Raw genomic sequence first — 22,738 nt, 5'->3', positions numbered from 1 at the left:
TCGGGCTGCCGCTCCTGCGCCGCACGCTCGGCGAACCGCTGCTCCTCGGCGCCCACGCCGGGCCTCTCGTCGGCGTGGCCGTCCGCCGGGGGCGCGCTGCGGGGAGCGGCCGTGGCGCCCGACTCGTCCTCCTCGGAGCCGAGGATGTTCACCAGCTGGGCGACGTCCTCGATGGACCGGCCGACCGCGACGGCGCGCAGCGCCGTGTCGGCCTCGTCGGTCTCGTGCGGGGGCTCGTTGAGCATGGCGACGAGCTGCCTGACCTCGTCGACCGGGCGGGACACCGCTGCGGCCCGCAGCGCCTCGTCACCGGGGCTGGGGAACTCTCCGGTGCGCTTGAGGAGACTGACCAGCGCGGCGACCTCGTCCAGGGGCCGGATGGTGGCCGCCGTCCAGAGCAGGGTTCGTATGGGCTCGTTGCCGGGCTCCACGGGCAGATCGTCGTTCTGTACGGGCTGGGGGTCAAGAGACATGGCGCGGCTCCCTTTGCCGAACTCCATGGGTGGCACACACCCTGTTGGTCACCGCACGTCCGCGAGGACGCACGCTTTGTTACATAACACCCCGGTACCGCACCATTGCGCCATCTGGGACAGGCATAAGAGGGGCGTGAGGGCGCCGACCTGGAGAAACGGCCGCCTTCCTGCGGGGTTTGGCAGGGGCGTGTGCCGGGGGCGTGTGCCGGAAACGCGGCGGGCGCCGGTCCGGTGGGGATTCCCACCGGGCCGGCGCCCTGTCGTCCGTGCCCCTGGGGGCGTGGTCCGACTGCGGTGTTACGAGGGGAGGATGTTCTCCGCCTGCGGGCCCTTCTGGCCCTGCGTGACGTCGAAGGTGACCTTCTGGCCTTCCTGGAGCTCACGGAAGCCCGACGTCGCGATGTTCGAGTAGTGCGCGAAGACGTCGGGGCCGCCGCCGTCCTGCGCGATGAAGCCGAAGCCCTTTTCCGAGTTGAACCACTTCACTGTGCCACTGGCCATGCCGAAAACTCCGAATCTGGGACGCAAGGTTCCCGCACGGTACGGAAACCCGGAGGTGATCGCCTTGGTCCGCAGAGACGCTGAACAGCACAAACGCCCGTGACTGCACGTCACGGGCGAGCGGTACTTCGGAACCACGACAGCTGATCAAGACGCTACATGGCCGGACGCGATACAGCCACAGAAACGACCAACTCTTGCGTCCGTGCCGCCTGTCCGGCCACTTCCAGCCCCATCCAGCCATCCGTATCGTCCGAATATTCGGATTTTTACCAGCGCGGATGGATCGACGCCCTCAGCCGTCGGTCGTACAGCTCCTGAACGGCGTCGAGCGTCGCCTCCGGCAGCGGGGCGAGCGCGGCGGCCGCTCCGTTGGCGCGCGCCTGTGCCACGGAACGGGCGCCGGGAATGACGCTGGTGACGCCCGGCTGCTGGATGATCCAGCGCAGCGCGGTCTGCGCCGGGGTCGCGCCCTCGGGGGCCAGTTCGCCGAATTCGGCGGCGGCTGCGAGACCCGTCTCGAAGTCGATGCCGGAGAACGTCTCGCCCTGGTCGAAGGCCTCGCCGTGCCGGTTGAACGTGCGGTGGTCGTCGGCGGCGAAGACCGTGTCCTTGGTGTACTTCCCGGTCAGCAGCCCGGAGGCGAGCGGGACGCGCGCGACGATGCCGACGCCGGCGGCGCGCGCCGCGGGCAGCACCTCTTCGAGCGGCTTGAGCCGGAACGGGTTGAGGATGATCTGTACGCTCGCCACGCCCGGCCTGGCGATGGCGGCGAGCGCCTCGGCGCAGGTCTCGACACTGACCGCGTAGGCGGCGATCCGCCGCTCGGCGACGAGGGTGTCGAGCGCGTCGAAGACCGCGTCGGTCGCGTAGGCGGCCGTGGGCGGGCAGTGCAGCTGCACCAGATCGAGGGTGTCCACGCCCAGGTTGGTCCGTGAGCGGTCGTTCCACGCCCGGAAGTTGTCCAGGGAGTAGTTCTCCGTCAGCTGTTCGGCCCTGCGGCCCATCTTGGTCGCGACGAAGATCCCGGCGTCCGGGCGCTCCTTGAGGTACCGGCCGATCAGCTGCTCGCTGCGGCCGTCGCCGTACACGTCGGCGGTGTCGAAGAAGGTCACGCCCGACTCGACGGCGGCGTCGAGGACGGCGAAGGCGTCCGCCTCGCTGACATCGCCCCAGTCGGCGCCCAGTTGCCAGGTGCCCAGTCCGACGACCGAGACATCACGCTTTGTCCTGCCCAGTACACGTTGCTCCATGGCGGGAAGCCTACGTGGCCGGGAAGCAGCCGCCCGAACGGGTGGCCGACATTGATTTTGCAGGCTCTGCACTTTTGCGTACTCTGCAACATGTGGTGAACAAGGGGTCCGGACCCGGTCTGCGCGAGCGCAAGAAGCTCGCGACGCGTACCGCTCTCGCCGAGGCGGCGGTACGGCTGGCGGCGGAACACGGCGCGGAGAACGTGACCGTCGAGGCGATCAGCGAGGCGGCCGGCGTATCGGCGCGCACGTTCTTCAACTACTTCGACAGCCACGACGACGCGTTCGTGATGATCGACCGCGAGGTCGGCGAGCGGATCCGACGCGCCGTACGCGAGGCGCCGGCGGCGCTGTCGCCGCTCGAAGCCGTACGCGGCGCGTTCGCCGCGGAACTGGCCGACGTGGCGGAGCGCCACGAGATATGGAATCTGCGCGCCCAGGTCCTCCAGCGCTCCCCGCATCTGCTGGTGCGCGGGCTCGGTGTGCACATGGCCGAGGAGCTGGAGCTGGCCGAGGCGATCCAGACCCGGCTCGGTGACGCCGGTCCCACGGCGCCCGATCTCTATCCGAGGCTGCTGGCCGCCGTCGCCGGCACCGCCGTACGGGTCAGCGTCGAGCACTGGTCGGCGCGCGCCCCCGACGCCGCTTTCCCGGACGTGTTCCAGGAGACCTTCGACCGGCTGGCCGCCGGTCTCACCCCCTGACCGCGCTCTCCCGCGCACCCGACCATGGACCGAAGAAGAAGGACAACGTGACCGCTATCGAGGCGCCGGAAGAGACGCCTACCGCCATGTCCAACCGCCAGATACTCCAGGCGATGTCCGGACTGATGGCAGGAATGTTCGTCGCCATCCTGGCCAGTACCGTCGTGGCCAACGCGCTGCCCCGGATCATCGCCGACCTCGGCGCCAGCCAGTCCTCGTACACCTGGGTCGTCACCGCCGAGCTGCTGGCCATGACGGCGACCGTGCCGCTGTGGGGCAAGCTCTCCGACCTCTTCAACAAGAAGCTGCTGCTCCAGCTGTCGCTGTGCATGTTCGTCGCCGGCTCGCTGCTGGCCGGCTTCTCGCAGGGCGTCGGGCTGCTCATCTTCAGCCGTGTCGTCCAGGGCGCGGGCGCCGGCGGGCTCACCGCGCTCGCCCAGGTCGTCATGGCGGCGGTCATCCCGCCGCGCCGGCTCGGCAAGTACTCCGGCATCTTCGGCGCCGTCTTCGCCGTCGGCACCGTCGCCGGCCCGCTGATCGGCGGGGTGCTGGTCGACACGTCATGGCTGGGCTGGCGCTGGTGCTTCTTCATCGGCGTGCCCTTCGCGCTGGCCGCGATCCTGCTGCTCCAGCGCACACTTCAGCTGCCCACCGCCCGGCGCGAGGTCAAGATCGACTTCCTGGGTGCCTTCCTGATCATCGCCGGGGTCTGCTCGCTGCTCATCTGGACGACCCTCGCGGGCAACCAGTTCGACTGGGCGTCCTGGCAGACGGCCGCGCTGACCGGCGCGGGTGTCGTCCTGCTGGTGGCCGCCGTGCTGGTGGAGATGCGCGTCCCCGAGCCGATCATCCCGCTGACCATCTTCCGCAACCGCACCATCACGCTGACCACGGTCGCGAGCCTGCTGGTCGGTGTGGCCATGTTCGGCGGCACCGTCTTCCTCTCGCAGTACTTCCAGATATCGCTGGGCAAGTCCCCGACGGTGGCCGGGCTGATGAGCCTGCCGATGATCCTCGGTCTGCTGGTGTCCTCGACCGTCGCCGGGCAGATCATCAGCGCCACGGGGAAGTGGAAGCGGTACCTGGTCGCGGGCGCCGTGATCATGACCGTGGGTCTCGGACTGCTGTCGACCATCGGCGCCGACACCGGCTTCGGCACCCTCAGCCTCTACATGGCGATCCTCGGCATCGGGATCGGCATGCTGATGCAGAACCTGGTGCTCGCCGCGCAGAACGACGTACCGGCTGCGCAGCTCGGCTCGGCCACGTCCGTCCTGTCGTTCTTCCGGAGCATGGGCGGCACGATCGGCACCAGCGTGCTGGGCGCCGTGCTCGCCAACCGGGTGTCGGCCGAGATGGCCAAGAGCCTCGGCGAGTCGGGACAGGCGCAGTCCGGCGGTTCCGGCAGCGGCGCCGTGCCCGACCTGTCCAAGCTCCCCGCCGCCATGCGCGAGATCGTGGAGCATGCCTACGGTGTGGCGACGGCCGATCTGTTCCTGGTCGCGGCGCCGTTCGCGCTGCTCGCCCTGATCACGGTGGTCTTCATCAAGGAGAAGCCGCTGAAGACCACCAACGGTATGCAGCGGCTGGCCGAGGAGGAGGCGGAGACCGCTCCGCCGGCGCCAGTAGGCTGAGGGTGTCGATCCGGCCGTGGTCCGTTCGTACAGAGGGTGAGAGCCGGAGAAACCGGCACCACGGCGGAGGAGGACCACCATGAAGCAGTATCTGCTCAGCGTCATGCAGCCCGGAGGGGAGCCGCCGGCGCCCGAGGTGCTGGCGGACATCGGCCGTAATCTCGACGCCTTCCACGCGGAGCTGAAGGCCGCGGGGGCGTGGGTCTTCGCGGGTGGGCTGCACTCCCCCGAGACGGCCACCGTCGTACGGTCGCACGGCACGGAGACTCTGGTCACCGACGGCCCGTACACCGAGAGCAAGGAATTCCTCGGCGGCCTGTGCATCGTCAACGCGCCCGATCTCGACGCCGCGCTGGCCTGGGGACGCAAGGCGGCGCTCGCGACCACCCTGCCCATCGAGGTCCGCCCGTTCCACGGCGGGACCGGGGCTTGATGGCATCCGGTCGGGCGGTGGGCGCCCGGGAGGCCGAAAGGGTCTTCCGGGCCGCCTACGGCCGCGCGGTGGCCGTCCTGGTCCGGGTCTTCGGTGACATCGACGTCGCTGAGGAAGCGGTCCAGGACGCGTTCACCACGGCGCTCGAACGGTGGCCCGCCGACGGGCTGCCGCCGAGCCCGGCCGGCTGGATCGTCACCACCGCCAAGAACCGCGCGATCGACCGGCTGCGGCGCGAGTCGTCCCGCACCGACCGGCACCTCCAGGCGGCCCTGCTGCACGCCCGCGACGAACCGGCCGACGAGGGGCCCGTACGGGACGACCGGCTGCGGCTGATCTTCACCTGCTGCCATCCCGCCCTGTCCGAGCAGGCCCGGGTCGCGCTGACGCTGCGGCTGCTCGGCGGGCTCACCACGGCCGAGATCGCGCGGGCGTTCCTGGTCCCCGAGCCGACCATGGCCCAGCGGCTGGTGCGGGCCAAGGCCAAGATCAGGGACGCCGGGATCCCGTACCGGATCCCGGCCGAGGCCGATCTGCCCGAGCGGGTACGCGGTGTGCTGGCCGTGGTGTACCTGATCTTCAACGAGGGTTACGCGGCCAGCTCGGGCGACGACCTGATCCGCGAGGACCTGTCCACGGAGGCCGTCCGGCTCGGCCGGCTGCTGGCCGACCTGCTGCCGGACGACCCGGAGATCATGGGCCTGCTGGCGCTAATGCTGCTCATCGAGTCCCGCCGGCCGGCCCGCACCGCCCCTGACGTGGGTCTGGTGCCGCTGGCCGAGCAGGACAGGAGCCGGTGGGACGGCGCGCTGATCGCCGAGGGCCGGGCGCTGGCGCGGCGGTGCGTCGAGGGCGGCCGGCCGGGCCCGTACCAGATCCAGGCGGCGGTCAACGCGGTGCACAGCGAGGCACCCACCGTGGCGGACACGGACTGGGAGCAGATCCTGCGGCTCTACGACCAGCTGCTGGTCCTCAGCCCGAGCCCGGTCGTGGCGCTCAACCGGGCGGTCGCCGTGGCCGAGGTCGAAGGGCCGCGGACCGCGCTGGCGCTCGTGGACGCCCTCGATCTGGACGGCTACCACGCCTTCCACGCCGTCCGCGCCGACCTGCTGCGCCGGCTGGGCCGGATCCCGGAGGCGGCGGCCGCGTACGACGCGGCGCGTGCGCACACACGCAACGCGGCGGAGCGGGACTTCCTGCGGCGCAGCCGGGCCTCGCTGACGATGCGCCGGCCGCGTCCGGACAGCGGCTGACTCCCGCTCAGACGCTCGGACGCTCAGCCGGGCAGCCGAGTTGTCCGGCCGCCGGCTCCCGCGAGCAGCAGGGCGCGGGTAAGGACGCCGAGGGCCGCGGTGCAGAGCAGGGTGCGGGCGATGTTGGTCGTGGCCCAGGTGGACCGGAAGTCGTCGACGACGGAGAAGTCAGTGATCCGGCCGGGGTCTCCGGCGGCGGCCAGCTCGTCGTTGAGCGGGATGTCCACGGCGAAGGTGATGATCAGGGCCATGAGATAGAGCGCGGCCGCCGCCCCGGCCCAGCGGGCGACCGGACGGGGGCCGCCGACGTGTGCCAGCACGGCCGCCAGGGCCGTCACCACCAGCGCGGCACTGAAGACCAGCATGAACAGTCCGCTGCCGTCGATGGCGGCGTTGAAGTTCTGCATGGCCTCGGCGTACGTACGGTCGTCGGTGTGCGCGAGGCCGGGCATCACGGAAATGTCGAAGGCGAAGAAGAGGCCCGCCATCAGCCCCGTCGTCACGGTGGCGATCGTCAGCAGCGGCACGGTGGCGCGGGCCTGCCGCCGCGGGGTGGTGGTGGGCGTGGTCGTCCGGTCGAAGCTCATGGATCCAGTCAAGTGCGGCCCGGGACGCGGGAACATGGCCCCGGATCTCAGGTCCATGTTCCCGCGTCCAACCGCCCGCATGTCCAACCGCGTCCGGAGCCCCGTCGTGCCGGCCGGGACCGCCGTCAGCGCGGGGCGAGCACCTGCGCGTTGCCGCGCGGCGCGCTCACACCCAGATTCTGGTGGATCTCCAGCGTCGCCGTGGACCGGTTCAGGGTGATGTAGTGCAGCCCGGGTGCGCCCTCGGCCAGGAGCCGTTCGGCCATGGCCGTCGCGTACTCCACACCGATGCGGTGACCCGCTTCCGCGTCGCCGCGCGCCGCCTCCAGCCGCTCGGCCAGCTCGGCGGGGAAGCGCGCGTCGCTCAGTTCGGCGAAGCGCTTGATCTGCCGCGCGTCGGTGGCCGGCATGATTTCCGGGATGATCGGGGTCGTGCAGCCCGTCGCGGCGATCCGGTCCCGCAGCCGCAGGTAGTCGTCCACGTCGAAGAACATCTGGGTGATGGCGTAGTCGGCGCCCGCCCGGCACTTGGCGACGAAGTGGCGCACGTCACTGTCCCAGTCGGGCGAGCGCGGATGGCGCTCGGGGAAGGCCGCGACGCCGACCGTGAAGTCGCCCAACTCCCTGATGAGGGTGACCAGTTCGCTGGCCTGGGCGAAGCCTTCCGGATGGCGCACCCACTCGGCGCGCGGGTCGCCCGGCGGGTCGCCGCGCAGGGCGAGGACGTCCCGGATCCCGGCGTCCGCGTACTGACCGACGATATGGCGCAGTTCGGCGACGGAGTGGCCGACGGCCGTGAGGTGGGCGACGGGGCGCAGTGTGGTCTCGGCGGCGATGCGCTTGGTCACCTCGATCGTCCGGTCACGCGACGAGCCGCCGGCGCCGTAGGTCACGGAGACGAAGGAAGGGGCGAGGGGCTCGATGCGCCGGATCGCGTTCCAGAGCGTGCGCTCGCCGGCCTCGGTCTTCGGCGGGAAGAACTCGAAGGAGTACGAGCGCCCGCCCCCGGCCAGCAGGGCGCGCAGCCCCGGCCCCCGGTCGTGCGGACGGTCTGTGGTCTCTGCCGCCATGGCAGGGTTCCTCCCTGGATTCGCGCCGCGCTCCGCCGTCTCGGACGGTGCTCGTGCGCACACACTAACCGTGATGGGCGCGCGGGCAGCGGAGCTGTCCAGAAACGGCCGTTCCCGGTGGCCCGGGAACGACCGTACGGGCTCCAGGGGGCGCCGTGGGGCGCCCGGTCAACCGTGCCACACCCCGGTGGCGGCAGCGTCGCGGGCGAAGTCCGCGAAGTCACGAGGCTCGCGCCCGAGGACTTCGCGCACGTCCTCGGTGACGTGTGCGTTGCGGCCGTCGAGGATCAGTCCGAACAGCTCGGCGAAGTCGGCGGGCAGCTCGTTCCGCACCAGCTCGGCCCGGTAGTCGTCGAGGGTGACCGGGATGTACGTGATGTCGCGTCCGGTGGCCTTGGACAGCTCGGCCGCGACGTCGCCGAAGCTGAGCAGCCGGGGCCCGGAGAGTTCGTACGTCCTGCCGATGTGCCGGTCGTCGGTGAGCGCGGCCGTCACGACGTCGGCGATGTCGTCGGCGTCGACGAACGGCTCGACGGCGTCCCCGGTCGGCAGGGCCAGCTCACCGGCGCGTACGGGCTCCAGGAAGAAGCTCTCGCTGAAGTTCTGGGCGAACCAGTTCGCCCGGACCACCGTCCAGTCGGCGCCGGACTCCTTCATCCGGTCCTCCGACGCGTGCGCGCCCTCCTCGCCGCGGCCGGAGAGCAGCACCAGCCTGCGGGCGCCGCTCGCCACGGCGCGTTCGGCGAAGGCGCCGACCGCTTCGGCGGCGCCGGGGAAGCCGAGGTCCGGGTAGTAGGTGACGTAGACGGCGCCGATGCCCTCCAGCGCCGCAGCCCAGGTGTCCGGTTCCTCCCAGACGAAGGGGCGCGCCGCGCCGCGCGAGCCGATCCGCACCGGGATGTGCCGCGCGGTGAGGCGGTCGGCGACCCGGCGCCCGGTCTTGCCGGTGCCGCCGATCACCAGGGTGTGGGTGTGGTGTGCGGTGTGCGGAATCTGCTGTGTTTCGGTCATGCGTCCAGTCAAGTGCCGGGCCGCCCGGCGGCCCATGGCCACGAAGCTCAGCTCCATACGCGTGCGTCCACGCGGCTGCCGGCGACGGCCCGGCCCTCGTCACGCGTCGTGGCGCAGCGGGGTGAGCTGTTCGATGTCGTAGCGCACCCGCAGGTCGGCGATGGCCTCGGGATCCGGCGGCCGGTCCTCCTTGAGGATGTCCAGCAGCTCCTCGAAGTACCGTTCGTGGTCGGTGGGCGGTGACGCCTGGAAGAACATCGTGGCCGGGCTGTCGCCCCGGTTGGCGAAGGCGTGCGGACAGCCCGGCGGTACGACGATGACCGTGCCCCTGGTGGCCCGTACCGCCTTGAGTCCTGACTCCGACTCCCAGTGCCGCCAGTCGCCGGTCAGGACGCGCGGCTCGAAGGCCAGTACGTCCAGTTCGCCGTCGAGGACGTAGAACAGTTCCTCGCTGTGGGTGTGCCGGTGGGCGCCGACGTCGAAGCCCGGGGGGACGACGACCTCGAAGCTGGAGGAGACCCGGGAGTGCTCGCCGGTGACCTTGAAGGTCACTTCCTGGGCCGCCGTCCGGATGGTGGTTCCGGCGCCCGGCGGCACCACAAGCCCCTCGGTGGCGCGGGCCCCTGTCGTCGCTCCGGTCGGTGTGGGACGGGTGGCTGTCAGGTCGGTCATCCGGCGCTCCCCGCGGTGTCCCAGGTGACGGGCAGGGTCTCGGGGCCCCGGATGAGCGCGCCCCTGCGCCAGCGGACCTCCTCCGGCGGTACGGCGAGGCGCAGCCCCGGCAGCCGGTCCAGCAGGGTGGCGAGGGTGATCCTCGACTCCAGCCTGGCCAGCATCGGGCCCACGCAGTAGTGCGGGCCGTGGCCGAAGGCGAGGTGCGGGGTCGGACCACGGTCGAAGTCGAGCCGTTCGGGGTCGGCGAAGACGTCCGGGTCCCGGTTGGCGGTGAGGTACGAGGCGTAGACGGCCTCGCCAGGGCTGATCCGTACGCCGCTGACGGTGACGTCCTCCATGGCGATACGGGCCAGGCCCACTCCGTTGCGGTGCGGGATGAAGCGCAGGAGTTCCTCGATGGCCGCGGGCATCAGGGCTGGTTCGGCGCGCAGCCGGGCCAGCTGCTCGGGGTGGGTGAGCAGGGCGTAGAGCATGTTGGCGCTGTTGTTGGTCACCGCGTGCGCGCCGCTGACCTGGATGAGGACGGCCAGCGCGACGGCTTCGGCGAGGGTCAGCTCGTCGGCCGCCACGGCCTGCGAGAGCTGCGCGGCGAGATCGTCGTCCTCGGTGGCCCGGGGGCGGCCCAGCAGCTCGGTGAAGTAGCCGCCGATCTCCTCCTTGGCCCGGTCGCTGTGGGCGCGGCCGTGCGCCGACGACAGGATCGAGGAGGTCCAGCCGCGCATCAGGTGGCGGTCCTGCTCGGGGACGCCCATGATCTCGCTGACCACGGCGAGCGGGAAGGGCCCGTTGACATGGGTCATCAGGTCGGCGGGCGCGCCCTCGCGCTCCATGGCGTCCACCAGCTCGTCCATGATCCGCTGGGCGCGCAGCTCGACCCGGGCGACGCTGCGGGAGGTGAACGCCTTGGCGACCGAGCGGCGCAGCCGCGTGTGGTCGGGCGGGTCGGCGAAGCCCACGGCGCCGTCGAGCGGAATGAAGTGCGGGGCCAGCCGGGTGACGGAGCGTCCGACGACGGCCTGCCGGCTGAAGCGCAGGTCGTTGGTGACGGCCTTGACGTCCTCGTAGCGGGTGACGAGCCAGGCGTACCCCTCCCCGTTGGGGAGCCGGATCCGGGTGATCGGATCCTCGCGCAGCATGTCGTCGAGGAACGGGTCGAAGTCGAGGCCCGGCAGGTCGGGTACGGCCCAGAAGCGTACCGGCGCCGTCTCTCCGGTCGGGGTTGTCTCGTCGGTCGTGCTTGTCATCGTCAGCTCACCGGTTCGGTCGCGGGGGTCTCTTCTGGTCTTCGGACGGGCGTGGTCAGAACTTGACGGTCCGTCAGGGTGAGTCCTGCCGCGGTGTCCGTGGTCCACCTGCCGAGGCCCATCTCGGCGGTGATGCCGGGCCCGAAGCCGGCGATGATGCCCTGGGCCCCGTCGCTCACGCCGCCCTCGTCGAAGAGCCTGCGGACGGCGTCGAGGACGACGGCGCTGGCGATGTTCCCGTACTCGGTGAGCGTGGCCCTGCTGAACCGGAAGGCCTCGGGAGGGACTTCGAGGTAGTGGCTGAGGTCGTCGAGGATGCGCGGGCCGCCTGCGTGGATGATGTAGAAGTCGAGTCCGGTGGCGTCCCAGCCGTGTTCGGCCGCCATCGCGCGCAGCGCGGGCGCCAGCGGTTCCATCGTGCCGGGCACCCGCTTGTCCAGCAGGAAGTGGAAGCCGGTGGCGCGGACGCTGTAGGCGATCCAGTCGGTGGTGTCGGGCACCAGGTGGGAGGCGTTGCGCTCCAGCGCGATTCCGGTGCCGCCCTTGCCGCGTACGACGGCGGCGGCGACGGCGTCCCCGAACAGCCCGTTGGACAGCAGCGAGCCGACGCCGAGGTCCGCGGGCTGGTAGCAGAGGGAGCAGAACTCACAGGCCACGATGAGGACGTTGGCCTCGGGGTAGGCCGCGCAGAAGTCGTGCGCCCTGTTGATGGCGGCGCCGCCCGCCGCGCAGCCGAGCTGGGCGATCGGGAGCTGACGGGTGTGGCTGGGGAAGCCCATGGTGTTGATGAGCCAGGCCGTCAGCGAGGGCATCATGAAACCCGTGCAGGACACATAGACAATCATGTCGATGTCCTGCGCACGCAACTCGGCATGGCGGAGGGCGTCGTTGACGACGGCGGGCACCCGCGACTTCGCCTCGGCCTCGTAGAGCCGGTTGCGGTCCTCGAAACCGGGGTGCTTCAGCGTCTCCTCGATGGGCTGCACGAGATGCCGCTTCGCCACTCCGGTGTTGGCGATCAGCCTTAGCGCCAGCGGGAGTTGAGGGTGGTCCGGATGCAGCGAGCGTGCGAGGTCGAGCGTGTCTTCCATTGTGATCACATGCTCAGGAACCGAGACTGCGGGTTTGCACAGGGTCGCCACGACACGCTCTCCTTCGTTGGTTCATGGTGAATTGCGGCCCGACTCCGGCCCACACTCCGGGCTGCTCCGGCAGCCCGCAACCCGGGGCTCGTGCCGGTACGGCTCCGCTCGGGTGACTACGCAGCGTGCGCGCGTGGCGGGCGTGACACCAGGTAAGACATGGAGACGGAGATCCGACCAGCCATCCGTACGAGTGGTTCCGGCACGCAGAGTGACCGCCGGGCGACCGCAGTCACCGAGCACCGGGAGACCCGCAGCCATGACGAGTGAACCGATGACCGAGCAGGTGCCGGCGGAGGGACCCGCCGCCGTCTCCTGTCCCGTCGCGCACACCCGGCCCGCCGCACACAGCTGGCCCCTGGACGACCTGCCGGCGCTGGACTTCGATCCGCTGCTGTCCGACCTGCTCGCCCACGAGCCGGTCGCCCGGGTCAGTCTGCCGTTCGGCGCGGAGCGCGAGGCATGGCTGGTGACGCGGTACGAGGACGTCAGAACGGTCACGTCCGACCCGCGGTTCAGCCGCAGCGCCCTGCTGGAGCGCGAGGTGACCGGCGCGACGGGCCATCGGGTGGCGTCCAAGGCGGCGCTGAACTACGCCGATCCGCCGTACCACACCAAGCTGCGCAAGGTGGTGACCCGGGCCTTCACCGGCCACAACACCAAGCGGCTGCGGCCGCTGGCGCAGCGCACCGCCGACGAGCTGTTCGACGCGATGGAGCGGCAGGGTCCGCCGGCCGATCTGATGGAGCGGCTGCACGGCCCCTTCCCGCTGGCCGTGGTGTGCGACCTGCTCGGTGTGCCGCACGACGAGCGGGCGCGGTTCGCCGCGTGGCCGGACCTGGTCCTCTCGTCGGGTCCAGGGCCCGAGCGCAGCAAGGCGGCCAAGGCCCAGATCAAGGAGTACGTCGAGGAGCTGCTGGCGAGACGGGGTGCGGAGCCGGCCGAGGATCTGGCGGGGGTGCTCGCCGAGGCGCTGGCGCAGGGGGAGATCACGGCCGAGGAGGCGGTGTCGCTGGCGACGGCGGTGCTGGTCAGCGGCGCGCACGCGGTCCGCAACAACAGCGCCAACATGGTGTATCTGCTGCTGACCCGGCCGGAGCTGATGGCGCGTCTGCGGGCCGAACCGGGACTGTTGCCGCAGGCGGTGGACGAACTGCTGCGCTACATCCCGCACCGCAACGGGGTCGGGCTGCCGCGTATCGCCACCGAGGACGTGGAGATCGGCGGGGTGCTGATCCGGGCGGGTGACGCCGTGTACGCGTCGTACCTGGCCGCGAACCGCGATCCGGCGGTCTTCGCCGAGCCGGACTCCGTCGACTTCGACCGGCAGGGCGTCGCGCACATGGCGTTCGGCCACGGCCCGCACCACTGCATGGGCGCGATGCTCAGCCGGATGGAGTCCGAGGTGATGATCGCCGGTCTCCTGACCCGCTTCCCGGAGCTGCGGCTGACCGGTCCTGCCGGGAGTACGCCCTGGCAGCGCAAGGGGCTCATCCGCGGGCCGAAATCACTGGTGGTCAGCTGGTAGCCGGGAGGCGGAACTCCACGCGCGGTGTGAGAACGGATCGGTCGGGCACCCGAAAATTTAGCCCGGTACGCCGTGCCGGGCTGTTCGCCGCCGACAGGGAGTTTTTGATGGTTCCGGCCAACATATTCGTCATGGGGCTCGACGACCTCAACAAGGAGACGCTGGAAAGGGTGCCGGGCGCCGACCGGTACCGTTTCCGGCCCTTGCTGACGATCGAGGAGTTGCAGTTCGGCGACATCGACATCGCCGGACTGCTGGCCAAGGCGGAGAAGCAGCTGGATGATTTCGACGGCCCGGTCGACGCCATTGTGGGCTACTGGGATTTCCCGGTGAGTTCGCTGGTCCCGATCCTGTGTGAGAAGTACGGGCTGCGGAGCACGAGCCTGGAGTCGATCATCAAGTGCGAGCACAAGTACTGGAGCCGCCTCGAACAGCGAAAGGTCATCAGCGAGATCCCCGGCTTCGGGATTGTCGACCTCGAAGGCGAGGCGGCCGTTCCCGAAGGGCTGCGCTATCCGCTCTGGCTGAAGCCGGTCAAGTCCTTCTCCTCCGATCTGGCCTTCGGGGTCGACGACGAGAAGGAGTTCCAGGAGGCCGTGGCCGAGATACGTGAAGGTATTTCCCGTATCGGCGAGCCCTTCGAGACGGTCCTGAGCCATCTGGACATTCCCGCCGAGATCTCCGAGGTCGGCGGTCAGGCCTGTCTGGCGGAAGAAGCCCTGACGGGGGCACAGGTGGCGGTCGAGGGGTATGTGTACGACGGCGAGGTGACGGTGTACGGGGCGCTCGACTCCCTCACCTATCCGGACAGCGCCTGCTTTCTGCGCCACCAGTATCCGTCCAGCCTGCCCGACGGTGTGGTCCAGCGGCTCAAGGACATCTCGGTCCGGGTGATCCAGCAGATCGGACTCAACTCGGTGACCTTCAGCATCGAGTACTTCTACAACGCGGAGACCGACGAGATCGGTCTGCTGGAGATCAATCCCCGGCATTCCCAGTCACATGCCGAAATGTTCGAGTACGTGGACGGTGTGTCCAACCATCACTGCATGCTGCGGCTCGCCCTCGGTGACGCTCCTCATATGCCGGACGAGAAGGGGCCGTACGAGGTCGCGGCCAAGTGGTACTACCGCCGGTTCGAGGACGGCGTGGCGCGCCGTGTCCCCGACGCCGACGAAATCAAGCGGATCGAGGCGGAGATCCCCGGCGTGACCATCGACGTCGTTCCTGAGCAGGGCCAGCGACTCTCCGACATGCCGGGGCAGGACAGTTACAGCTTCGAGCTGGCGCACCTCTTCATCGGCGCGGCGAGCGAGGTCGATCTCTGCGCCAAGTACGAACGGTGCGTCGAAATGATGAATTTCGAGATCGACGGCGGAACGACAGAAGGAGATGAGTCACGGTAATGCGTTCGGTGACCGACCTGCCCCACCCCGTCAAGGAAGAGGAGCACGTCTGGATCCCCGTCTCGGACGGCATCCGGCTCTCCGCGCACGTGTGGCGGCCGGTGTCGTCGGACGACGACCCGGTGCCCGCGGTGCTGGAGTACATCCCGTACCGCAAGCGGGACCTGTCCTCGGTCCGGGACTCCATTCACCACCCGTACATGGCGGGGCACGGGTACGCCTGTGTCCGGGTCGACATCCGGGGCACGGGCGAGTCCGAGGGCGTCCTCCTCGACGAGTACCTGGAGACGGAGCAGCGCGACGCCGAGCATGTGCTGGCCTGGCTCGCCGACCAGCCGTGGTGCGACGGGCGGCTCGGCATGATGGGCATCTCCTGGGGTGCTTTCAGCGCGCTCCAGGTGGCCGCCCGGCGCCCGCCGGGGCTCCAGGCGATCGTCATCGCGTCGTTCACCGACGACCGGTACGCCGACGACATGCACTACATGGGCGGCTGCATGCTGTCCGACAACCTCGCAGAGGCGGGCACGATGTTCGCCTACGCCACCTGTCCCCCCGACCCCGCACTGGTGGGTGACCGGTGGCGGGAGATGTGGCTGGAGCGGCTGGAGGGCAGCGGTCCGTGGGTGGCCGAGTGGCTGCGCCACCAGCAGCGTGACGACTACTGGCGCCATGCCTCGGTGTGTGAGGACTACCCGGCGGTGGAGTGCGCCGTGCTGGCGTCCAGCGGCTGGGCGGACGGCTACTCCAACGCGGTGAGCCGGGTGCTGGAGCATCTTGACGCCCCGCGCAAGGGGCTGATCGGTCCGTGGTCGCACAAGTTCCCCCATCTCGGGGAGCCGGGGCCGGCGATCGGCTATCTGCAGGAGGTCGTGCGGTGGTGGGACCACTGGCTGAAGGACGTTGACAACGGGGCCATGGACGGTCCGATGCTGCGGACGTACATGCAGGACAGCGTGCCGCCTTCGACCTCGTACGAGGAGCGTCCCGGGCGCTGGGTGAGCGAGGCCGAGTGGCCGTCGCCGAAGATCGAGCGGATCAGCACCTCGCTGGCGCCGCACCGGATCGCCGGGCCCGACGAGGAGGTCCCCGAGTCGGTCCTGTCCGTCCAGTCGCCGCTGTCGGTCGGGCAGTTCGCCGGCAAGTGGGCGTCGTACAACGCGCCGCCGGACCTGCCCTACGACCAGCGCGAGGAGGACGGCGGTTCGCTCGTCTTCGACAGCGACGAGCTGACGGAGCGGCTGGAAATCCTCGGCGCACCCACCGTCGAACTCGACGTCGCCGTGAACGAGCCGGTCGCGATGATCGCGGCGCGACTGTCGGACGTCGCCCCGGACGGCCGCGCGACCAGGGTCAGTTACGGGCTGCTGAACCTCACCCACCGCTCAGGACTCGACGCGCCCGAGCCGCTCGAACCGGGCCGCCGCTACCGGGTGCAGGTGCAACTCAACGGTGTGGCGCAGGCGTTCCCGCCGGGACACCGCGTCCGGCTCTCGCTCTCGACGTCGTACTGGCCGCTCGCCTGGCCGCCGCCCCGGCCCGTGCGGCTGTCCGTGTACACGGGGCACAGCTCGCTGTCGCTGCCGGTACGTCCCGTGGACGGCGCCGACCACGACGGTGGACGGCCGTTCGGCGAGCCCGAGGGGGCGCCGCCGATCACCACCACGCTGAAGCAGCCGCCGGAGCAGCGCTGGACGGTCTCCCGTGACCTGGTGAACTACCACTCGGCGCTGGAGATCGTCAAGGACAACGGGGTCACCCACTACGACGACATCAACCTCGACGCGGGCAAGCGGGCCTTCGAGCGGTACTCCTCGGTCGCCGACGACTTCTCCTCCGTACGGGGCGAGTCGACGTGGACGATGACGTTCGGCCGCGACGAGTGGCAGACGCGTACCGTCACCAGCACGGAACTCACCTCCGACGAGCACGAGTTCCGGCTGCATGCCACGCTCGACGCGTACGAGGGGGCTCAGCGGGTGTTCTCGCGGAACTGGAGCCTCGCCTTCCCGCGCGAGCTGTGCTGACCGGGTACGCCGCGCCGGTCAGCCGGTCCTGTGCCGCTGCGCGTCGGCGCGTTTGAAGGTCAGTCCCAGCCCCGGCGCCCCTGAGGCGCCGGGGCTGACGGCACCGCCCGCCGGGTCGAGCACTCCGTCGAAGAAGTCGCTCTCGACGCGCACATGGTCGTGGAACCACTCCAGGTGCCGGACGTTGGGGACGGCCGCCGCCACCTGCGCGTGGAGCTGGGGCGCGCGGTGGCCCGAGATCTCCAGGCCGTGCGCCTCGGCGACGGCGGCGGCGCGGAGCCAGCCGGTGATGCCGCCGCAGCGGGTGACATCGGCCTGGAGGCAGTCGACGGCGCGTGCGTCGGCCATCCGGGCGAAGTAGGGCAGGTCGTGGCCGTGTCCGCCGGCGGTGACCTCGGCGGTGACGGAGTCACGGATCTCGCGGAGCCCCGGCAGGTCGTCCGAAGGAACTGGCTCCTCGAACCAGCTGACGACGTCGTCGGCGAACGCCTCGGCGACCCTGACCGCCTGCTTGCGGCTGTAGGCGCCGGCCGCGTCGACGTACAGTTCGCACTCGTCGCCGACGATCTGGCGTGCCAGATGGATCCGGTCGAGGTCGCGCTGGGGCGCGCCGCCCCAGGACTCGCCGATCCTGATCTTGACGCGTGGGACGGCGAGTTCCTCGGTCCAGCCGCGCAGTTGTTCCTCCAGCTGCCGCAGGCCGTCGCCGACGAAGCCGCCGCTGCCGTAGACCGGGACCCGCGGCCGTACCGAGCCGAGCAGGGCGGCCAGCGGCAGGCCGATGACCCGGGCCTTCAGGTCCCACAGGGCGATGTCGACGGCGGAGAGCGCACAGCCGGCGATCCCGGAGCGGCCCGTGTCGCGCAGCGCGCGGCTCATCGCCCGGTGGGCCGCGGGCACGTCGTACACTCCGCTTCCGGTTACGGTCCCGGCGAGCTGGCCGGTGATCACGGAAGCGACGGCCGGCGGGCCGTACGTCCAGCCGAGGCCGGTGACATCGCCGCTGACGGCTTCGACGAGGACCAGCGTGGTGGCGGTCCACGCGTACGTGCCGTCGGACTCGGGGCGCTCGGTGGGCACGGTGTAGACGGAGACGTCGAGGCGCTCGACCGTGGGTCCTGAACCGGCTGTGGTGTTCATCGTCAGCACATTACCTTCCGTCACCGACCGTCCGGCGTGCGTGACGGCGGCGTGGCCGCCGTACGACGGGTCGGGCGGCGGAGGCCGGACAATGTTCATCGATCTGTAGCGCTGCGGTCTTCCGCTTCCGGGGTCTACGCGCGCAGAATCATCTTTCGCAACTGCCCCGCACCCTCTTCACCCCACCCCCATACGGAGGTTGACGGATGCCCAGAACGCGGATACTCAGATCAAGGAAGTCCCGCCTGCTGCTTGCCGCGACGGCCACGGCGCTCGGCGTCGTCGCGGCAGGACCCGGCCTCTCGGCCACAGCGGCGGCCCCCGTGGCGGCCTCTGCGGCGGCGCCCGCCGCTGCCGCGGCGACGCACCGGGTGCTCTTCGACAACTCCAAGGCCGAACAGGCCGGTAACGCCGACTGGGTCATCAGCAGCAGCCAGCCCGACCCGCTGTCGCAGGACTCCTCGCCGTCGAGCGAGACGGACTGGACCGGCGGGCTGTCCTCCTGGGGCGTGGCGCTCCAGAAGACCGGTGACTACAGCCTCAAGACACTGCCCAGCGGCAGCACCATCACCTACGGCGGCTCCGGCGCGCTCGACCTGAAGAACTTCGACACGTTCGTGCTGCCCGAGCCGAACATCCGGCTCAGCACGGCCGAGAAGACCGCGGTGCTGAAGTTCGTCCAGGCGGGCGGCGGTCTCTTCCTGATCTCCGACCACAACAACAGCGACCGCAACAACGACGGCTACGACTCCCCCAAGGTCATCAACGACCTGATGACCAGCAACGGCGTCGACAACACCGACCCGTTCGGCTTCTCCGTCGATCTGCTCGACGTCAGCTCCGGTACGCCCAAGGCGATCACCGACAGCTCCAACCCCGTACTGAACGGTGCCTTCGGCAAGGTGACGGGCAGTCTGATCGCCGACGGCACCACGTTCACCCTGAAGCCGGCCGACAATTCGGCGGTCAAGGGCCTGGTCTGGCGTTCCGGTTCCAGCCAGACCGGCACGACCGGGGCGTTCTTCGTGACCAGCACCTTCGGCAGCGGCCGGGTGGCGATCTGGGGCGACAGCTCGCCGGTCGACGACGGCACGGGCGCATCGGGCGACACGCTGTACGACGGCTGGAACGACTCGTCGGCGACCAACGCCGCCCTCGCGCTCAACGCCACGGCGTGGCTGTCCGGCGAGGGGTCGACCGGCGGCGGTGGCGGTGGAGGCGGCGGGAACGACGACTGCACCGCGGGTCAGCTGCTGGCCAACCCCGGTTTCGAGTCGGGTAATTCGGGCTGGAGCGCCACCTCGGGCGTCATCACGTCCAGCACCGGCGAGGCGGCCCACGGCGGTTCGTACAAGGCCTGGCTCAACGGCCGCGGCACGGCCAACACCAACACGCTCGCGCAGTCGGTGGCCATCCCCGCGGGCTGCGCCGCGTCGCTCAGCTTCTGGCTGCACATCGACACGGCGGAGACCGGCAGCACCGCCTACGACACCCTCAAGGCGCAGGTGGTGAACAGCTCGGGGACCGTACTCTCCACCCTGGCCACGTACTCCAACACCAACGCCGCCAGTGGCTACACCAAGCGCACCTTCGACCTCAGCGGTTACGCGGGCCAGACGGTCACGGTGAAGTTCACCGGCACCGAAGGCACGAAGCTGAAGACCTCGTTCGTGGTGGACGACGCCGCGCTCGACGTGAGCTGACCGCTCGACGCCGGCTGACCCCGCGCTCCCGGTTCGTCGCCGCCCCGGCGGAGGCGGCGGCGAACCGGCCGGGTCAGACGGGGAAGGCCAGTCGGGGATGGGTGCCGTTGAGGTAGTGGTCCCCGATGTCCCGCAGCCGTCGCGCCGCCGGCTGACGGGCCGTCACCATCCGGGCGTTGCGCCAGAACCGGTCGAGGCCGGTGGGCGCCGCCGCCTCGGCGCCCGCCGTCAGTTCGAGCAGCCGGGTGGTGATGCCGGTCGCGGCCTCCGCGCTGACGGCCTCGGCCACCGCCACATGGACGGCGATGTCGCCGCGTTCCTCGACCCCCAGCTCCTGTCCTGCGGAGAGCCCGTGGGCGAGGGCCCGGGTCGCCTGGTCGACCACGGCGGCGGCGCTGCGCTCCAGGGTCGCCAACTCGCCGTAGGCGAGCAGTACATACGGGTCGTGGCTGGGCCTGACCACACTCTCCTCGCCGTCCTCGCCGGCCGGCTGCCAGCTGCCGGGCGCCGACCGCAGCAGGTCCCTGGCCTCGGCCAGCGCCCCCTCCGCGATCCCGAGCGCGGTGTGGACGAGGACCAGCCGGATCGCGAGCGAGGCGAGCGTGGCTGCGGGCGGCACCGCGTGTTCGTCCCGCGGCAGGGCCCCGATCAGCTCCGCCCTGGCCACCGGCACCGCGTCGAACTCCACACTGCCGCCACCGACGAGCCGCTGCCCGTAGCGCTCGGCGGGCCGGTCGGCGGTGACGCCCGGGTGGGCGGGGTCGACCTGTACGACGAGGACGTCGCCGCTGTCGAGGGTGGCGCCGAGGATCAGCCGGTCGGCGACACCCACCCCGGCGCCCAGCGTCTCGCGCCCGTGCAGCAGATAGCCGTCGTCCGCCGGGGTCAGGGCGAGGCCGGGATCGGCCTCCGGAAGGTCGAGCGCACCGCCCCAGAGCCACTGCCGCGCGACCGCCTTCTTCTCCAGCCGCTCCGCCGTGTCGGCGGTGCCGAAGAAGCGGCCGCTCCAGGACAACGCGTAGTGCCGGCCGACGAGTTCACCGACCGATCCGTCGGCCGCCGCGATCTCCCTGATCACGGCGCAGCCGGTGCTCCAGTCCGTGCCCCGGCTGCCGGGGCCCGGCGCTGTCAGCAGGGACAGCAGCCCCGCTTCGCGCAGCCGTGCCACCTCGTCGAGCGGCGGTTTCCCTGCCTGGTCACGGGCTGACGCGTCCACGGCGAGGTCGTCGGCGACCTCGCGGGTGACGCGCGGCCAGTTCACTTTCGCGGCTTTCGGGGTCACGTGGTGCCTCCGGGGAGCAGTGCGTCGGACGGCGCCGGCATACCGCTGCCGGAACGCGGTGCGGACAGGGTGCGCAGCAGGGTGCGGGCGACGGAGTCGTTCTGCCGGAACGCCGGGGCGTTGGTGCGCGGTCTGGCGAAGGCGGCGACGGCGCGCCCGTTGGTGGCGTGGCCGAGCGCGATACGGCGGGGGTGCGGTCCGCCACCGGGGGCCAGGATCCGCCCGTCGGGCAGTACGGTGGCGAGCCGGCCCGAGTGGTAGCCGCCGCTCGCGTCCTCGATGATCTCCTCACCGGCCTCGCCCGCTCCGTACAGTCGGCGCAGCAGCGGGTCTTCCGTACGGTCGAGGGACGGGGTCGGCAGGTACGCCTCGACGAGTGCGGTGGCCCTGACGGTGTGTCCGGGTACGGAGGCGCCGGACGCCAGGAAGGTGCCGGTGTGTTCGTCGGTCTCGACGCGCAGTCCCGCGCCGGTGAACCGGACCACGCCCGCCCGGGACAGGGCCAGCAGTTCACGCAGCCGGAAGCCCGGGGGCCCTGAGGCGAGGAAGCTGAAGAAGCCCTGCCACCAGCCGTCGACATGGTCACGAACGGAGTGGGCGGTGAGTCCACCGGCGGCCACGATCCCCGGCAGCTGGCCGTAGACGGACAGCAGGGCGAGGAAGGCGCCCAGGTCGGCGCTGTGTGCGGGGTCGGCCCTGCGGGCGATGTCCGCGGTGACGTACTGCCGGATGTGCTGCTGGAACGCCTCGGGCGTGGGGAAGGTGAGGCCTGCCAGCGGGTGGTCGAGTGCTTCGAAGTCGAGCCGGTCGGCGGGGTCGGGGACGGCCGCTGCGATCAGGTCGCGCATCGGCTGCCCGTACCAGTCGTGGCGGTCGTAGGCGGCGAGGAAGTCGTCCCAGCTCCACGCGGTGCGGTGCGGGTGGGCGTGGAAGAGTTCGTGGTAGTGGCCGAACCCGATCTCCTTCGCCATCAGCGGCCACAGGTCGGCGCGCAGATCCAGCGGGGCCGGACCGCCGTCGGCGGCCGGCCGCTCCAGGGTGTCGGGGCCGAAGTAGCGCGGCAGCGGCGGGCGGGGGCCCTGGAGCTGGTAGTCCGTCTTGGAGTGGTACGGCACGCCGCGCCGCGACCCGGCGTGCAGTACGGGTTCACGTCCCGAAGGGAGGTAGCTGAGAGTGCCGTCCGGCTCCTCCCGGAAGCGTCCGCCGCGGCCTTCGGTGAGCAGCGACGTCACGTCGACGAACGCGAGTCCGAGCCCGCGCAGGACGACGTGCTCGCCGGGGGCGATCGCGGACAGGTCGGCGTCGGCGGTGAAGGCGGGCGGTACGTAGACCCTCCCGTGGCGCCGGGCGAAGGCCTCCAGCGCGCTGTGTTCGGGGCGGGGCAGCGAGCCCAGATGCCCCTGGGTGAGGATCACCAGGTCGGCGGTGAGCGGGGCCCGGCGCCCGGCGAGGGTGACGGTCTGCGGCCCGTCGGGCGGCCCGTCCAGGGCGAGTGCGGTGGTGCGGTGGACGCGAACGGTGATGTGCGGCGGCAGCTCGGCGAGCGCCCGGCGCAGGGCCCAGTCCAGATAGGCGCTCTGGGTGCGCCGGGTCGGGAAGTCGGTGGGGGCGAGCCGGGCCAGTTCGGCGCGCACGCCCGGGTCGGCGGGCGGCGTGTGCGGCAGCCGGCGGG

Annotated in this window: 19 protein-coding genes and 1 pseudogene; 8 read left to right on the top strand and 12 right to left on the bottom strand. The window is 70.9% G+C overall.

Annotation, left to right across the window (positions count from 1 at the left end; all coding sequences use genetic code 11):
- The 3 genes and pseudogenes from HY68_RS44200 to HY68_RS29440 form a co-directional block, all read right to left on the bottom strand.
- Positions 1-473: pseudogene (locus HY68_RS44200) on the bottom strand (hypothetical protein); the annotation flags it as partial.
- A gap of 300 nt (positions 474-773) precedes the next feature.
- Positions 774-977, bottom strand: coding sequence for a cold-shock protein (locus HY68_RS29445; protein ID WP_041994569.1), 204 nt, complete (start codon positions 975-977; stop codon positions 774-776).
- Between the two features lie 269 nt (positions 978-1,246).
- A complete protein-coding gene (locus HY68_RS29440) occupies positions 1,247-2,230 on the bottom strand; it encodes an aldo/keto reductase (RefSeq protein WP_041994567.1) in 984 nt (327 codons plus the stop codon).
- 83 nt (positions 2,231-2,313) lie between these two features.
- Here HY68_RS29440 and HY68_RS29435 point away from each other — a divergent pair, with 83 nt between their 5' ends.
- The 4 genes from HY68_RS29435 (at position 2,314) to HY68_RS29420 (ending at position 6,254) form a co-directional block, all read left to right on the top strand.
- Positions 2,314-2,934 (top strand): TetR/AcrR family transcriptional regulator, encoded by a 621-nt coding sequence (locus tag HY68_RS29435; protein ID WP_041997545.1) that lies wholly within the window; start codon positions 2,314-2,316, stop codon positions 2,932-2,934.
- A 47-nt stretch (positions 2,935-2,981) separates the two neighbouring features.
- Positions 2,982-4,568: an MDR family MFS transporter gene (locus HY68_RS29430; RefSeq protein ID WP_041994563.1), complete on the top strand. Its 1,587-nt coding sequence runs from the start codon at positions 2,982-2,984 to the stop codon at positions 4,566-4,568.
- A 79-nt stretch (positions 4,569-4,647) separates the two neighbouring features.
- Positions 4,648-5,001, top strand: a complete 354-nt coding sequence (locus tag HY68_RS29425) for a YciI family protein (protein WP_041994560.1) — start codon at positions 4,648-4,650, stop codon at positions 4,999-5,001.
- Positions 5,001-6,254 (top strand): RNA polymerase sigma factor, encoded by a 1,254-nt coding sequence (locus tag HY68_RS29420; protein ID WP_041994557.1) that lies wholly within the window; start codon positions 5,001-5,003, stop codon positions 6,252-6,254. Before HY68_RS29425 ends, HY68_RS29420 begins: the two co-directional genes overlap by 1 nt.
- 23 nt (positions 6,255-6,277) lie before the next feature.
- Here the strand turns inward: HY68_RS29420 and HY68_RS29415 are convergent, their stop codons facing one another.
- From HY68_RS29415 to HY68_RS29390, 6 genes are all read right to left on the bottom strand, one after another.
- On the bottom strand, positions 6,278-6,841 hold the full coding sequence (locus HY68_RS29415) for an anthrone oxygenase family protein (RefSeq protein WP_041994554.1): 564 nt from the start codon (positions 6,839-6,841) through the stop codon (positions 6,278-6,280).
- Positions 6,842-6,966: 125 nt separating this feature from the next.
- Complete coding sequence (gene metF, locus HY68_RS29410) at positions 6,967-7,911, bottom strand: methylenetetrahydrofolate reductase [NAD(P)H] (RefSeq protein WP_041994551.1); 945 nt, start codon at positions 7,909-7,911, stop codon at positions 6,967-6,969.
- Between the two features lie 168 nt (positions 7,912-8,079).
- The gene (locus HY68_RS29405) at positions 8,080-8,922 is read right to left on the bottom strand and encodes an NAD(P)H-binding protein (RefSeq protein ID WP_198533368.1); all 843 of its coding nucleotides are present in this window, start codon (positions 8,920-8,922) and stop codon (positions 8,080-8,082) included.
- A gap of 99 nt (positions 8,923-9,021) precedes the next feature.
- Positions 9,022-9,594: a cupin domain-containing protein gene (locus tag HY68_RS29400; protein WP_041994549.1), complete on the bottom strand. Its 573-nt coding sequence runs from the start codon at positions 9,592-9,594 to the stop codon at positions 9,022-9,024.
- Positions 9,591-10,841: a cytochrome P450 gene (locus tag HY68_RS29395; RefSeq protein ID WP_041994547.1), complete on the bottom strand. Its 1,251-nt coding sequence runs from the start codon at positions 10,839-10,841 to the stop codon at positions 9,591-9,593. Before HY68_RS29395 ends, HY68_RS29400 begins: the two co-directional genes overlap by 4 nt.
- A gap of 2 nt (positions 10,842-10,843) precedes the next feature.
- Positions 10,844-11,983 carry a type III polyketide synthase gene (locus tag HY68_RS29390; RefSeq protein ID WP_078863853.1) on the bottom strand — a complete coding sequence of 380 codons (1,140 nt, stop codon included), beginning with the start codon at positions 11,981-11,983 and terminating at the stop codon, positions 10,844-10,846.
- A gap of 259 nt (positions 11,984-12,242) precedes the next feature.
- Between HY68_RS29390 and HY68_RS29385 the strand changes: the two genes are divergently transcribed.
- From HY68_RS29385 to HY68_RS29375, 3 genes are all read left to right on the top strand, one after another.
- Positions 12,243-13,511 (top strand): cytochrome P450, encoded by a 1,269-nt coding sequence (locus HY68_RS29385; RefSeq protein WP_078863852.1) that lies wholly within the window; start codon positions 12,243-12,245, stop codon positions 13,509-13,511.
- A 107-nt stretch (positions 13,512-13,618) separates the two neighbouring features.
- Positions 13,619-14,917: an ATP-grasp domain-containing protein gene (locus tag HY68_RS29380; protein WP_041994545.1), complete on the top strand. Its 1,299-nt coding sequence runs from the start codon at positions 13,619-13,621 to the stop codon at positions 14,915-14,917.
- Positions 14,917-16,941 carry a CocE/NonD family hydrolase gene (locus HY68_RS29375; protein WP_041994543.1) on the top strand — a complete coding sequence of 675 codons (2,025 nt, stop codon included), beginning with the start codon at positions 14,917-14,919 and terminating at the stop codon, positions 16,939-16,941. Before HY68_RS29380 ends, HY68_RS29375 begins: the two co-directional genes overlap by 1 nt.
- A gap of 18 nt (positions 16,942-16,959) precedes the next feature.
- Here HY68_RS29375 and HY68_RS29370 read toward each other — a convergent pair whose 3' ends face one another.
- A complete protein-coding gene (locus HY68_RS29370; RefSeq protein WP_041997534.1) occupies positions 16,960-18,081 on the bottom strand; it encodes an enolase C-terminal domain-like protein in 1,122 nt (373 codons plus the stop codon).
- Between the two features lie 206 nt (positions 18,082-18,287).
- On the opposite strand from HY68_RS29370, the gene HY68_RS29365 reads away from it, so the two are divergent.
- Positions 18,288-19,784, top strand: coding sequence for a hydrolase (locus HY68_RS29365; protein ID WP_041994541.1), 1,497 nt, complete (start codon positions 18,288-18,290; stop codon positions 19,782-19,784).
- A 73-nt stretch (positions 19,785-19,857) separates the two neighbouring features.
- Here HY68_RS29365 and HY68_RS29360 read toward each other — a convergent pair whose 3' ends face one another.
- Both HY68_RS29360 and HY68_RS29355 read right to left on the bottom strand, forming a co-directional pair.
- The gene (locus tag HY68_RS29360) at positions 19,858-21,066 is read right to left on the bottom strand and encodes an acyl-CoA dehydrogenase family protein (RefSeq protein WP_041994539.1); all 1,209 of its coding nucleotides are present in this window, start codon (positions 21,064-21,066) and stop codon (positions 19,858-19,860) included.
- On the bottom strand, positions 21,063-22,738 hold a 1,676-nt coding region (locus HY68_RS29355), incomplete at its 5' end, for an FAD/NAD(P)-binding protein (RefSeq protein ID WP_041994537.1). The genes HY68_RS29360 and HY68_RS29355, both read right to left, overlap by 4 nt.

Origin of the sequence: Streptomyces sp. AcH 505, assembly GCF_000818175.1 — a bacterium.
Classification (GTDB): domain Bacteria; phylum Actinomycetota; class Actinomycetes; order Streptomycetales; family Streptomycetaceae; genus Streptomyces.
Note: the sequence above shows the minus strand (reverse complement) of the source record. Positions and strands in the feature narration are given on the sequence as shown.